Genomic DNA, 13563 nt, shown 5'->3' with positions numbered 1-13563 from the left:
AAGGGGCCCGTACGCGGACACGGAGCTGAAGTCCCGCCCGGAAGGGCGGTGCTCAGCCCCGGCGGACCGTGATGGTCGTCCAGGCGCCCACATGGACCCGGTCCCCGTCCCGCAGCGGGACCGGGACGAAGGGCTGGATCGGCTCCTCGCCGCCGTTGACCGTCGTCCCGTTCGTGGAGTTCTGGTCGACGACCGCCCAGGAGCCGTCCGGCTGCTGCACCAGCATCGCGTGCTGGTGCGAGACGCCCGGGTCCTCCGGCGGCACCGACAGGTCGATGTCGGGAACGTCACCGGTGGAGTGGCGGCGACGGCCGATGGTGACCTGGTCGCCGGTGAGCGGGCGCTGCTGCTCCGGGGAGTACGCCGGCAGGTTCAGGCCCGCTGCCTCGGGGCCGGAGCGGTGCATCATCGCCAGGAAGTACTCGCGGTCCGGACCGATGGTCGCGGTCCAGTTCGCCGGCTGCCCTCCGTACGGCGGCGGAGCCTGGTCGGGTCCGGGCTGGGGGTAGCCGTAGGCACCGCCGGGACCGCCGGGCATGCCGGGGCCTCCCGGGCCGCCGGGCGCGCCGTTCCCCGGGGAGGACGTCGGCGGCGAGATCACCCAGTCGTCGTCCTCGGCGCCGAAGGCCGGGCCGCCGGGTCCCGCCGGAGCGGGCGGCGGGAAGCCCCGGCCCGGCGGAGGGGACCCGGCGGGCGGCGGGAACGCGCCGGGCGGAGCCGGCGGGAAGGGCGAGGGGGCGCCCGGCGCACTGGTCCTGGGACCGCCGGGCGTGGGCCCGGGCGGTGGAACCGGACGTGAGGGATCCGCGCCGAAGCCGGGCGGCGGCGAGGGCTCGCCCCCGAAGGCGGGCGGGTGCGAGGGCGCTCCGCCGAAGCCGGTCGGGCCGGACGGTTCGTCGCCGAAGTGCGGAATCGGCTCGGCGGGGCGGTTCATCTGCGACGGACGGGACCGCTCGTAGTCGAACGAGTCGGGTCCCTGCCCGGCCGGCCCGCCCCCGGGGAAGCGCGCCGCCGGATTCTGCCCCGCCGGGTGCGGTGCGGGCGGGGTGAACGACGTCGCCGTGTTGGTCAGGAAGTTCCAGCGGCACTCCTCGCAGAACGGGGCCGAGCCCTCGCGGGGTGTGCGGCACTGCGGGCAGAGCTCCGGCGCCCGGCCGGGACCGCCGGCCTGCGGGTGCCCCAGGGGCCGGCCCATGCCCGGAGGCGGCGGGGGCGAACCCGGGGGAGGGAAGCCGTAACCGGCAGGCGGCGGTGGCGGTGGCGGAGGTACGGCACCGGCCATCCGGTGACCGCAGACCTCGCACCAGTCGTCGGAATCCGACTGGTGTCCGTTCGGGCAGGACGGCATGTCGGCGCTTCCCCCTCTCCTTCGCCGGTCACCGTGACCGGCGTGATTCTCCGGCCCTCGGGGGCCGGGCTCGCTGCTGTCGGGCTACTGCTTCACTTCTTGACACGAACGGTTTTGGTGGACCGTGTCTCGAGAGTCATCTCGTCGGCGTCCGCGACCTTTGTCTTCAGTCGCACAGTACCTGTCGCGGCATCGACCACGTCCACCACCTTCGCAAGCAGTTTCGCAGTATCCGTGTTCCCCGACGCGCCGGCGAGCTGAACGGCGCGGCCCAGCTTGGCCGTTGCGCCGTCGACATCGCCCGCTTTGCGGAGGTCGAGACCCTGCTGGATGACCTGCGCCAGTTCGGCCTGGCCGGTGTAGTGCGCGACTTGGGGGTTGATCGAGGTGGAGGCGGCCATGTCGTCGGTCCACACGGCCCGTACGAGTCCCTGGGTGCCGAGGTTCTCGACGGAGTCCCCGCCCCGGGGGATCACCAGGGAGACCCGGGCGGCCAGCATCTCCTGGCCGAGGCGCGCGGGCGGGACCCGGACGCTGATGTGGTAGTCGCGGGACTCGTCGCCCCAGGAACCGGTGGGGTAGTCCCCGGCGCGCGGGCCCGCCTCGACCCGACGGCCGGTCAACTCCTCGACGGTGGGCGCCACCTGCTTGACGAAGGCGATCTCGGTACCCGTGGGCGTCCACAGCCGCAGCGCGACATCGGCGACCTCCTTGCCCATGGCCTTCGCCATCATCCCGGTGAAGTCGGCGGCCAGGGCGGCGGGATCGGCGACGATGTCGGCGGTGCCGAGCAGCGCCGAGGCGATCCCGGTGACCTCCTTGACCTCCCAGTCGGTGCCCACGCCCCGCGCGTCGCAGGTGAAGGAGCCGGCGCAGTCGTCCAGTGCCTCCTTCAGGGCCTCGGAGGACTCATGCTCGTTGCGGCCGTCGGTGAGCAGGATGGCGTGCCGCAGGGAGACGTCCACCGAGGACAGCAGCCGGTCGGCGAGGCGCAGCCAGGTGCCGATCGCGGTGCCGCCGCTCGCGGAGAGCCGGCGCAGCGCCAGCTTGGCCTGACCACGGGTCATCGCGTCGGCGACGGCCAGCCGTCCGCCGCCCGGATAGACCTCCTTGGCCACATGGGTCCCGCCGATCACCGCGAAGCGCACTCCGTCGCGCAGGGTGTCGATCGCCGCGGCCGTGGCCTCGCGCGCATGGCGCATCTTGGCCGGCGGGTAGTCCATCGACCCCGAACAGTCGACCATGATCGCCACGGCGGCGCTCGGGCCCTGCCCCGCCGAGAGGCCGGGTGCGGCGGTCGCGCCCCCGGTGGTGCCGCCGCCGGTCGCGGTCACCGTCACGATGGCGTCGACCTCCCGGCCCCCCTCCGGCAGATACTCGTTCTGGTAGACGTCCACCGAGAACTGCGGCACGTTCGACTTCGAGAAATTGGCCATGCGTTCTCAGATCCCCCTTGAGAACCCCGGCGCTGCGGGGTGACGACTGGAAGAGGATCGGACCCCTCCGCGGCCCCCGGGCCGGCCCCGCCGCCGGCCCCACGGGTGCCCGAGGGGCACGCCTCAGGCGGATCCTGCCCCCTGCGGCGGGGTGGGGAACGGGACCACCGCCACTGTTACGTTGTCGTGGCCCCCGCCGTCCAGGGCGTGGCCCACCAGCACCCGGGCGGCGTGCAGGGGCCGCCGGTCGGCGTCGGGCGGCACCACCGCGGCCATCTCCTCGGCGGCCTCGGCGTAGTTCCACAGCCCGTCCGTGCACACCACCACCACACCGGGGCGGTCGGGTTCGAAGGAGGCGGTGTGCGGCTCCAGTTCGTAGGCGTCCGCGCCGAGCCAGCCGGTGATCGCGTGGGCCCGCTCGTCGGCGTAGGCCTGGGCCTCGTTCATCAGGCCCGCGGCGACCATCTGGCCGGCCCAGGAGTCGTCCTCGGTGAGCCGGGCCGGGGGAGCGGAGCGGTCGGCCGGGACCCAGTAGGCACGGCTGTCCCCGACCCAGCCGACCACGAGCAGTCCGCCGCTGACGACGGCGCCGACCAGGGTGCAGGCCGGCGCGTTCTGGTGCGGGGCGTGCTCCTGGGCCGTCTCCGGCTCCGCGGCCAGGGCGTTGACGGCGCCCGAGGCGGCGATGATCGCCTCGTGCATGGCCTGCTGGGGGCGGGTGCTGCGGGGCAGGGCCCGCGTCAGCGCCTCGCCCGCGGTCCGGGCGGCGGCGAGGGAGGCGTCGTCGGGGCGGGTCGCCGAGGAGACACCGTCGCAGACGACCGCGACGGCGGCGGGCGAGCCGTCGGGCAGGGTGCTCCAGGAGAGCGCGAAGGCGTCCTCGTTGCGGTGGTGGCGCAGTCCACGGTCGCTGACCGCGGCCAGGGCGCCCGACTGCTGTTCGAGATGGTCGCGTTCGCGGGGCTGGGCGTGGCCGCAGCGCTCGCAGTAGCCGTCGCTGTCCACCGCGCCCGCGCGGCAGGCCACACAGACCTTGGCCTCGGCGGGGGACGCCGGGGACGGGACGGTGGCGCGCGGGTCGGCGGGCCCCGGCTCCGCGGGACGTGGCTCGGCGGGGCGTGGCGCGGCGAGGTGGTAGTCCCCCGAGTCCGGCTCCACCGGACGTTCCAGCCGTACGCCCTTGGAAGCGCTCTTGGAAGCGCCCTTGGCGGCATCCTTGGCGGCGCCCTTCGCCGCAGGCGTGGCGGCGTGCGCGGCCGGCAGTTCGGAGCCCGCGGAGTCGGTGCCCCGGATGTCGGTCGGCAGATGCACCGGGACGGGCGCGCCGGGGCCGCCCGCGGGCGGAGCCGCCGGCCACTCCACATCGGCCGCCTCCGAACGGGGGCGCGGCGTCGTGCCGTTCATGGTCAGCGTCGGGGTGTCCGGCGGCGAGGCCGGCACCGCCGACAGTTCGTACCCGCAGGCGCCGCAGTAGCGGTCGCCCGACTCGACGGGCTCCTCACAACTGGGGCACCTCGAGAGCGCAGTCGGCTGGGGCATCTGCGACATCGATCACACCCATGTCCGGGGGCGGTAACGGTTGGCTCGTTCCACCAGGTCGATCCTCTCCTCGCCACCCTGCGAGAGTCTGGCCAGCATCCGGTACGCGCGCTCCAGGCCGAAGCGCAGTCCACGCTCGTCCAGAGCGCTGCCGAGCACCGCCCGTCCGTCCGCCGCGGACGGTGCGGAGCCCTGGCTACCGGAGAGTACCCAGTCCAGGGCGGAGCCGAGGACCTCTGTGGACAACTCCTCGCGCCGCACGGCGTCCAGACCGTACGACTCCAGGGCCTGGACCTGCCCCGCGGCGGCCACGAGATCGTCCAGAAAGGCCGGATCGGATGCCCGGCCGGTACGGTGCCGCAGCCGCGCCCGTACGGCGGCGACCCGGGCGGCGGTGTAGTGGATGGACGCCTCCGGCACCGACTCCAGGGTGTCCACGGCGCCGGCGCGGTCGCCCCCGGCGAGCAGCACCCTGGCCAGGCCGAACGCCGCGCCGACATGGCCGGGATCGGTGGTCCACACCAGGCGGTAGTACTCGGCGGCGTTGTCGAGCTGACCGAGGACCTCCGCGCACAGTCCGAGGGCCAGCTTGGGGGCGGGCTCGCCGGGAAAGGCGTCGTAGACCGCGTCGAAGGAGTGCGCGGCGGCCTCGTGGTCGCCGGTGACCAGCGCGGTGACCCCGCGGTACCAGACCACCCGCCAGTCCTCGGGGCAGGTCGCCTCCAGCGCCTGCAGGGTCCGCTCCGCGTCGGCCGTCCCGCCCGTCTCCAGCCGGGCCCGGAGCTCGCGCAGGCGCAGCTCCGGGGAGTCCGCCGGGGCGGCCCGCAGCGCGGTGATCAGCTCCGCGGGCGCGGAGTGCGGAAGACCGGCGAGGAAACCGGCGTTGGGGTCGCCGGGGTCGACCCGGGGGACCGGCAGGGCGAGCGCGGCGGCCGGGGCGTCGACCGGTTTGACCACGGCGGACGCGGCGGGGACGGCCCCCTCCGGGCCCGGGGCCGTCGAGTCGGTCCCCCGGGGCGCAGCCGTGGGCACACCCGAGGGGGCCGCGCCCGCTCCGGACCTCCGCCGCGCGGGCACCAGCCGGGCCCCCAGCCGCGACACCTCCCCGTCGAGCCTCGGGAACAGCTCCGTGTCCGTGACCCTGACCTCCGGTCCGAACAGCGTCGACAGGGCGGGCCGCGGCCGGCCGGTCCGCAGGGCCACGACCTCCCGCAGCACCCCCGTCAGCTGCTCCGCCATCTCCTGCGCGGACGCGAACCGGCGGGCCGGGTCCGGGTCGGTGGCGCGGACCAGCAGACGGTAGAAGGACTCGTACCGCCGGAAGACCTCGACGGAGTCCGGGTCGGGCAGGGAGTCGGCGTGGACACCGGTGTAGCCGTGGAAGTCGAAGGTGAGCACCGCGAGGGTGCGCGCGACCGTGTAGAGGTCGCTCGCCACCGACGGGCCGACCTGGGCGATCTCCGGCGCCTGATAGCCCACCGTGCCGTAGATGGCCGACTCCTCGTCGTCGGCCCTGCGCACCGCGCCCATGTCGATCAGCTTGAGCTGGTCCTCGCTCTGGATCGCGTTGTCGACCTTGAAGTCGCAGTACAGCAGGTTGTGGCTGTGCAGATGGCCGAGGGCCTCCAGCGCCTCGATGCCGTACGCACAGGCCTGCTCGACCGGCAGCGGATCCCGTCTCCCGTCCGCGGCCCGGCGGGAGTTGGCGATCTCCTTGAGCGACTTGCCGCCGACGTACTCCATCACGATGTAGCCGTCGAGCGACCCGGTGCGCTGGTCGAGATGCTCCACGAAGTTGTAGATGCGCACGATGTTGGAGTGCTCGATCTCCGCGAGGAAGCGCCGCTCGGAGATCGCCGCGGCCATCGCGTCCTGGTCGCCGGTGTCCAGCAGGCCCTTGAGGACCACCCAACGGTCGGAGACCGCGCGGTCCACCGCCAGATAGATCCAGCCGAGCCCGCCGTGCGCGAGACAGCCCATGACCTCGTACTGGCCGTGCACCACATCCCCGGCGCGCAGCTTGGGCACGAACGAATAGGGGTGGCCGCACTCGGTGCAGAACCCCTCCGTGCGGCCCGGCTGTTCGCCGCGGGCCCGGCCCACCGGCGCCCCGCAGTCGGAGCGCGAGCAGAACCGCTTGCGCTCGGGCACCTCCGGGTTCTCCAGCACCATGGCATGCGGATCGGGCCGCGGCACCTCCGGCACCTGCACCAGGCCGAGGCCGAGCCTGCTGCGCCCGGAACTCGCGGTGCCGGAACCGGAGCTGCGCACCGACACCGAGCGGCCGCTCGACGGTCCTGACAGCCGGCCGGACACCGAGCGCCGGGACTGGGACGACCCGGAGGACATACGGGAACTGGCGCGCGAGCCTTGGCTTCCGGAGCCCCGGGAGCCCCCGCCCGGTGCGGAGATCCCCGTGGCCGGCGACGCCACCGGCCCCTGCCGGCCGCGCCCGGACGGCGCCGGGACGACCGGCGCCAGACCGCAGAGGCCGCAGTACAGCTCGCCGCCGCCGACGTCCTCGTAGGAGCCCTCGCAGTCGGGCCGCTGACAGTTCTGTCCCGCCTGGCTCATGACTCCCCCGTCCGGTCGGCCGGGGTGCCCTGCCGGGGCACCCGCGGGTCGAGCAGCTCCACCGCCGCCCGCTGGTAGCGCAGCACCGCCTGCTCCGCGACCCGCAGATCACAGGGCGCGCTCCACAGCATGCGGCGGGCCGCGTCGTACCGCTCGACCAGCAGCGGGTCCTCGGCAAGACCGTGCCGGGCCACCTTCGCCTTGTACGCGTCGAGACGGCCGCGCAGCTCGGCGCGGACCGCGAGGGGCGCGGTGACCGCCGTCAACGACTCCCGGGCGCGCAGCAGTTCGTCCTCCGCCTTCTGCTCGAGGGACTCCAGGAGCGGCGAGAGACGGTGCCACTGGGCGTGTCTGCGGTACTTGGCGGCGGTCGTCAGCTGCTCCTGGAGCACGGTCGGTGGACCGCTGACCGCGGGCACCTCCGAGGCCGCGATCTTCGCCAGGACCTCGCCGCGGGCGCTGCGGGCCTCCGCCAGGGTGCGGTCCGCGCGGCTGAGCACGTCCCGCAGTCTGACGAGCCGCGCCTCCGCGTCCTGACGCACCGTCAGCACGGCGTCGATCTCCCGGCGTACGTCCTCCAGGGCGCGCGCCTCACGGTCGTAGGTCGTGGTGTCCGGCCGGCCGCCGCCGGGCGCCGAACTCCCCTGCGCCGGGACCCAGTGGGCGAGCGGATCGGAGACCACCTGCTCGCGCAGCCTCGTCAGGGTGCGGGTGATCCGCTCCAGATCGTCGCCCGCCGGGTGCTCCCCGGGACGTACGCCCACGGAGTGCGCGAGCCCGCGGGTGCGCTGCAACTCGGCGGCCAGCAGATCGATCCGGGCGGGCAGCGCCGACCACACCGCGTCGGCGGCGACGACCATGTCCAACGAGGTCGCATAGAGCTCGTTCATCCGTTCCACGAGCTCGGCCAGGGTGAACCGCTCGCTGAGCCGGCCGGTGCCGGCCGGGGCGTGCGCCGCCGCGGCGGCGCCGGCGACCGTGACGCTCGCGCCCCGCAGCAGTTCGGTCAGCCGCACCAGGTCCTCACGGCTGGACCAGCGCCGCCGGGAGCGGATCTCGCGCGCGGTGCGCAGGGTGCCCGTGTAGGCGTCGAAATACGTCCACAGCAGGGTGATCGACGCCTCGGCGGCCGCCCAGCGCTCCCGGGTGACCCCGGTCAGCTCGGCGCCCTCGAGGAGTCTGCGGCCCGCGTGGTCCTGAAGGGCGAGGAGCGAGGTCTCTATGGCCTCGTGCTCCGCGCCGAGCCGCGCCAGCGCACGGTCCACCTCGTCCCGGTCCAGTACCGGCCCGGTGGGTCCCGTGACGCCCATCGATCACCTCTCGCTCTTGTCGTCCCCGGTGCGCCGGGGCAACTCTCCAGTGGTATCAGGTCGGTTGTGCGGTCAGCGGGACGGTGGGCGCGAGGACGCCGAGTCGGCGCCCAGGGTCCGGGACAGCCACTTGTCGTACGAGGCCCCCCAGCCACTTCTGCCGTAGTCCACGAGCACCTGGTTGACGCGGCGCACCAGATCCACGGACCGCTTGTTCATCGCCACGCCGTAGTACTCGGTCGTGAAGGGTCTTCCCTTGAGCTCGACCGCCGGATCCTGGGCCGCCTGGCTCGCGGCGAGCGCGCCGTCGGTGACGATCGCGTCGACCTCGCCGAGCTGCAGTTTGACCAGGCAGTCCAGCTGGTTGGGGACGGTGGTGGAGATGTCGGCGGAGGCCGGCAGGGTGTGGTCCTTCTTGTCCTCGGCCAGCCTGATACCGGCCGTCGACCCCTCCGCCGAGCAGATCCGCCGGTGCGCCAGCGACGCGTCGTAGCCCGTGATGCCCGACGCCTTGGGCGCCAGGACCTGCTGACCGGTCACGAAGTACGGGTCGGAGAAGGCCACGTCCCGAAGCCGGTCGCAGGTGATCGTCATGGTGCGTACCACCACGTCCACCTGCCCACTTCGGATCGCCGGGATGCGCTGGTTGGTGGGGATCGCGTGAAAACGGACGGCGGCGGCGTCGCCGAGGATCTGCCGTGCCATCTCGTGCGCCAGGTCGATGTCGAAGCCCTCGAGGTCACCGCCCCTGGTGCTGGGGTCGCGATAGCCCCAGCGGTAGCTGTTCTGGTCGACGCCCACCGACAGATAGCCGCGCTTCACGATCTCCGTGACCGCGGGGCCGCTCTGGTCGGCGGACGGCGCCGGGCTCAGTCGCTCGGGGTGCTCGCCGCAGGAATCGGCCGTCACCTGGGTGGCGTCGGCGAGCCCCGGGCCGCCGGTGCCCGTGGACCCGTCCCCGTGCGCACGGGTCAGCGGCAGCAGGACGAGCACCGCGGTGAGCACACAGGCGAGCAGCATCGCGCCCACCCCGCCCCAGCCCTTCAGGCTCGCCCTCAGACGCCGTGCGATCATCGCCGCTCCCCCTCTCACCGGTACTCCGACAGCCTGCGCCCGATGCCCAGCACCGCGCCCGACGCGCCCAGCACGGCGAGGACCGCCGCCCCCAGCGGCAGCCCGCTCAGCGCGTCCCGGCCGTCGCCCGCCGCCTGCCGGAACTGGCTCTCCTCATGCGTCAGCGCCTTCGCCAGATGCGCGTCCACGGCGTCGAAGGACTCGCCCGTGGGCTTGTCCTTCCCGGTGCCGATGATCTTGTCCAGTGCGGCCTGGTAGTCGCCGTTGTCATCGGCGGTGCGGGCCTGCTTGTGACGCTGCTGCCACTCCGTCGTCCGGTCCGCGGCGGCCTTGACGGGCTCCTCCCCCGCCGAGTCGTCGGCGAGGGCCCGGGCCCGGGTCAGGCCCTCGGAGAGCGTCTTCATGTCCTGCTGGAACGCATAGTCGTAGGCGTCCTCGACGGTCCCGTCGGGCAGTTGTCTGGTCTCGGCGCCCCGGCTGACCAGCGTCAGGTTCTCGTTGCCGCGTGCGTTCAGAGAGGCGATGCGCGCGTCCTGCAGCGCGTTCAGCGAGCGCACGGCGCCGTCGTAGGACGAGTTGAGCCCGGCACGGGCCACGCTGTGGCCGACGGCCAGCCACAGCAGAGCGACCGCGGTGCAGGCGGTGGCGGCGACCAGGCCCCGGTTGAACACCCGGTTGGTGCGCCGGTACTGGCGGCGCTGCGCCCAGCCCAGGGCGGCCAGCGCGAGCACACCGAGGGCGAGGGCGAACCAGGGGTACGGGGTCGCGTCCGCGTAGTCGGAGCGCAGCCGCTGGTTCTCCTCGGTGTACAGGTCCTGTGCGGCCGGGAGCATCCGCTGCTGCATCAGTTCGTCGGCGGCCCGCAGATAGGCGCCGCCCACCGGGAAGCCCTGCCGGTTGTTGGCCCGGGCCCGCTCGATCAGGCCCTTGTACTCGGGCAGCAGCTTGTTGAGCGTGGCGATGGTCTTGGCCGCGGGGGAGCCGGATTCCGTGCCGGCGGCGGCCGCGACGAGCCCCGCCGCGGCGGCCCGGATGTCGTTCTCGTACCGCTCGGTGGTCGCGGCGGGCTCCTGTCCGCCGGACAGAAAACCGCTGGAGGCGGCGGTGTTGGCGTCCGCAAGGGAGCGGTAGATGTCGGCCGCGCCCGCGCTGAGCGGCTGGCTGCGGTGCAGCACATCGTCGGCGGCGGCCGTACGGCCGGCCGTCTGCCAGGCGGTGACGGCCCCGAACGCCACCACCAGCAGGGCGAGGACGGCGCCGATGACGCGCAGCCGGCCGGGCTCGGTGGCCGCGGCGACGCGCAGCCGGTCGGCGCCCTCGGCGAAGGCCGTGCGACGCGGCGGGGCGGGGAGGCCCGCCGGTACGGGGGCCGGCCGCGCCGCGGGCACCGTGGCCCCCGGTGGCGCGATCTGCGTCGCGGACGGTGGCGTGCCGCCCTGCCGCAGGTGTGTCACTCGACCTCCCCCATGGTCATCCGTCGGTCACCTCCGCTCCGGCGCGGGAGCGGACGCGGGTGCACGGCGGCAAGTATCGTCGCCGGGAGCCGTGTCCGCACAGGGCCTCGCCCGATCTCGTCCCCGGATCACGGCGACGCCCGCCGGCTGTCGGTCACTCTGCTGCCCGGCTTCCGTGGGATCACCTCCGCTGAGGAAAACGCGACATGACGGTTTTCGGTTCCCCTCCGTCACCTGCTCGGTGCCCGCGGGAGGGGAGTCACGGCGTCCGGGCGCGCCGCGAGGGGTGCGGGGAACCGCGCGGCGGCCGGCCGTGACGAGCCTGCGGCCGCGCCGCTCCGGAACACCCGGGCCCGGAGGCGCCCGCACGGCCGTCGGCCGCACGGGGCCGCTCGGGGCCGCACGGCCCACCCCGCTCCCGGACGGAACGGCCGGTCGCCGGGAGCCGTGGGTGACGGCCGGGTGCCGGGCGGTGCTCAGGCGGTGCCCTCGTAGTGTTCCCGCACCCGGGCGTGCACCTCCTCGGGAGCGCGGACGCGGTCCAGGCCGAGCAGGATCGCGCCGAGCACCGGGCGGGCCATGACCACCCGGGGCACCGCCCCGGGCGCCCGGACCGCCAGCAGTTCCCGTATGCGGTCGTCGAGTTGGGGATGGCGGGCGGCCAGCACGCTGCCGCCGAGCAGCACCGGGGCCGGTTCGCCGAGCAGATCCAGACGGGTCAGCGCGACGGTGACCATGGCGACGACCTCCTCGGCGAGCCGGTCGACGATCGCCCGGGCCACCGGGTCGCCGTCCCGTGCCGTGGCGAACAGCACCGGCGTCAGCTCGTGCCGCCGGTCGTGCGCGAGGTGCTCCAGATGGAGCGCCTCGATGAGCGCGTACATGGAGTCCAGCCCGAAGTGCGCGGGCAGGGTGCGCATCAGCGCGGTGGGGCCGCCCCGGCCGTCCTCCGCGCGCGCCGCCCACCACAGCGCCTCCTCGGCCAGGCCCCAGCCGCCGCCCCAGTCGCCGGAGATACGGCCCAGCGCGGGAAAGCGGGCGGTGCGTCCGTCGGGGCGCATCCCGGCGCAGTTGATCCCGGCGCCGCACACCACCGCCACCCCCAGGGGCTCGGAGACACCGGCCCGCAGCACGGCGAAGGTGTCGTTGTGCACCTCGGTGCTCGCGCCCCAGCCGCGCGCGTCCAGCGCCGCCGCCAACCGCTCCTCCTCCACCGGGAGGTCGGCGTTGGCGAGACAGGCCGAGACATGGGCGACGGAGCTGACGCCGGCCGTGGCGAAGGCCCGCCGGACCGCCTCGGCCAGGGTGTCCACCGCCGTCTCGACGCCCACCGCGGGCGGTCTGAAGCCCCCGCCCCGCGCGGTGGCCAGGATCTCGCCGTCGGCGGCCACGACGGCGACATCCGTCTTGCTGTTGCCCGCGTCGAGAGCGAGGACGCTTGCGGTCAGGCCCACGGGAGGTGCTCCCGGTTGTGCGCGATCAGCTGGTCGGTCAGGGTGTCGGCGTAGGCGTACTGGCCGATCAGGGGATGGGCGAGCAGCGCCCGGAACACCCGGTCCCGGCCCCCGCGCAGGGCGGCCTCGAGCGCCAGGTCCTCATAGGCGGTCACCTGTGCCAGCAGCCCCGCGTACAGCGGGTCCACCGCCGGCACGGGCAGCGGGACCGGGCCGTGCGGTCCCACCGCGGCCTGCACCTCGATCACCGCGTCGTCCGGCAGGAAGGGCAGGGTGCCCCGGTTGGACACGTTCACCACCTGGTACGGGGAGCCTCCTGTCCGCGTGCCCGGGGAGACCTCGGGGCCCCCGCCGTCGCCCAGCAGCGCCGCCGCCAGGTCGACGGCCGCCTCCGAGTAGTAGGCGCCGCCCCGCCGGGCCAGCAGCGCCGGCTTCTCGTCCAGCGCCGGGTCGCCGTACATCTTGAGCAACTGGCGTTCCATCTCGGCCACTTCGGCGGCGCGCGAGGGCTTGGTCCGCAGTTCCCGCACCACCTCGTCGTGGGCGTAGTAGTAGCGCAGGTAGTACGACGGGACCACGCCCAGCCGGTCCAGGAGGGCACGGGGCAGACGCAGATCGCCCGCGATCGTACCGCCGTGCTCCGCGAGCAGCCGGGGCAGTACGTTCTCGCCCTCGGGGCCGCCCAGGCGTACCCCGGTCTCCCAGGTGAGGTGGTTGAGGCCCAGGTGGTCGAGATGGATCTCCCCGGGCGCCACATCGAGCAGGGCGGCGAACTTCCGCTGGAAGCCGATCGCCACATTGCACAGTCCGACCGCCCGGTGGCCCTCCTGGAGCAGCGCGCGGGTGACGATGCCGACCGGGTTGGTGAAGTCGATGATCCAGGCCTCGGGGTTGGTGCGGCGGACCCGTTCGGCGATGTCCAGCACCACCGGTACCGTGCGCAGCGCCTTGGCCAGGCCGCCCGCTCCGGTGGTCTCCTGGCCGACGCAGCCGCACTCGAGCGGCCAGGTCTCGTCCTGCTGCCGCGCGGCCTGGCCGCCGACCCGCAGTTGGAGCAGCACGGCGTCGGCGCCCTCGACCGCCCCGTCCAGGTCCTGGGTGGTGACGATGCGCCCGGGGTGGCCCTGCCGGGCGAAGATCCGCCGGGCCAGGCCGCCCACCAGGTCCAGGCGTTCGGCGGCCGGGTCGACGAGGACCAGTTCCTCGACCGGCAGGGTGTCCCTGAGCCGGGCGAACCCGTCGACGAGTTCGGGGGTGTAGGTCGACCCTCCGCCGACCACGGTGAGTTTCATGGGAGGTTCCCTCGTTTCCGGATAATCGGGGCGGTCCGGGGCGGCCGGGGGGCCGTGGGCCGGCCCCGGGAGAGTGCGGCAT

At 74.3% G+C, this 13563-nt stretch carries 9 protein-coding genes; all 9 read right to left on the bottom strand.

The window, feature by feature from the left end:
- Positions 1–52 precede the first annotated feature (52 nt).
- The 9 genes from CP978_RS12545 to CP978_RS12505 all read right to left on the bottom strand — a co-directional run bounded on the left by CP978_RS12545 (position 53) and on the right by CP978_RS12505 (position 13481).
- The gene (locus CP978_RS12545) at positions 53–1348 is read right to left on the bottom strand and encodes an FHA domain-containing protein (protein WP_150478209.1); all 1296 of its coding nucleotides are present in this window, start codon (positions 1346–1348) and stop codon (positions 53–55) included.
- Positions 1349–1440: 92 nt separating this feature from the next.
- On the bottom strand, positions 1441–2784 hold the full coding sequence (locus tag CP978_RS12540; protein ID WP_043440276.1) for a vWA domain-containing protein: 1344 nt from the start codon (positions 2782–2784) through the stop codon (positions 1441–1443).
- Positions 2785–2907: 123 nt separating this feature from the next.
- Positions 2908–4332, bottom strand: coding sequence for a PP2C family protein-serine/threonine phosphatase (locus tag CP978_RS12535; RefSeq protein WP_043440275.1), 1425 nt, complete (start codon positions 4330–4332; stop codon positions 2908–2910).
- A 3-nt stretch (positions 4333–4335) separates the two neighbouring features.
- On the bottom strand, positions 4336–6897 hold the full coding sequence (locus tag CP978_RS12530; RefSeq protein WP_079162109.1) for a serine/threonine-protein kinase: 2562 nt from the start codon (positions 6895–6897) through the stop codon (positions 4336–4338).
- Positions 6894–8207, bottom strand: coding sequence for a hypothetical protein (locus CP978_RS12525; protein WP_043440271.1), 1314 nt, complete (start codon positions 8205–8207; stop codon positions 6894–6896). The genes CP978_RS12530 and CP978_RS12525 overlap by 4 nt, the downstream gene beginning before the upstream one ends.
- 72 nt (positions 8208–8279) lie before the next feature.
- Positions 8280–9281, bottom strand: coding sequence for a glutamate ABC transporter substrate-binding protein (locus CP978_RS12520; protein ID WP_043440270.1), 1002 nt, complete (start codon positions 9279–9281; stop codon positions 8280–8282).
- 14 nt (positions 9282–9295) lie between these two features.
- Positions 9296–10735 (bottom strand): hypothetical protein, encoded by a 1440-nt coding sequence (locus CP978_RS12515; protein ID WP_043440269.1) that lies wholly within the window; start codon positions 10733–10735, stop codon positions 9296–9298.
- A 476-nt stretch (positions 10736–11211) separates the two neighbouring features.
- Positions 11212–12189: an N-acetylglucosamine kinase gene (locus CP978_RS12510; RefSeq protein ID WP_043440267.1), complete on the bottom strand. Its 978-nt coding sequence runs from the start codon at positions 12187–12189 to the stop codon at positions 11212–11214.
- Positions 12180–13481 carry a 6-phospho-beta-glucosidase gene (locus tag CP978_RS12505; protein WP_043440265.1) on the bottom strand — a complete coding sequence of 434 codons (1302 nt, stop codon included), beginning with the start codon at positions 13479–13481 and terminating at the stop codon, positions 12180–12182. Before CP978_RS12505 ends, CP978_RS12510 begins: the two co-directional genes overlap by 10 nt.
- Positions 13482–13563 lie beyond the last annotated feature (82 nt).

Origin of the sequence: Streptomyces nodosus (assembly GCF_008704995.1) — a bacterium.
GTDB lineage: Bacteria > Actinomycetota > Actinomycetes > Streptomycetales > Streptomycetaceae > Streptomyces > Streptomyces nodosus.
The sequence above is the reverse complement of the archived record's forward strand: the minus strand, read 5'-3'. Positions and strand labels throughout refer to the sequence as shown.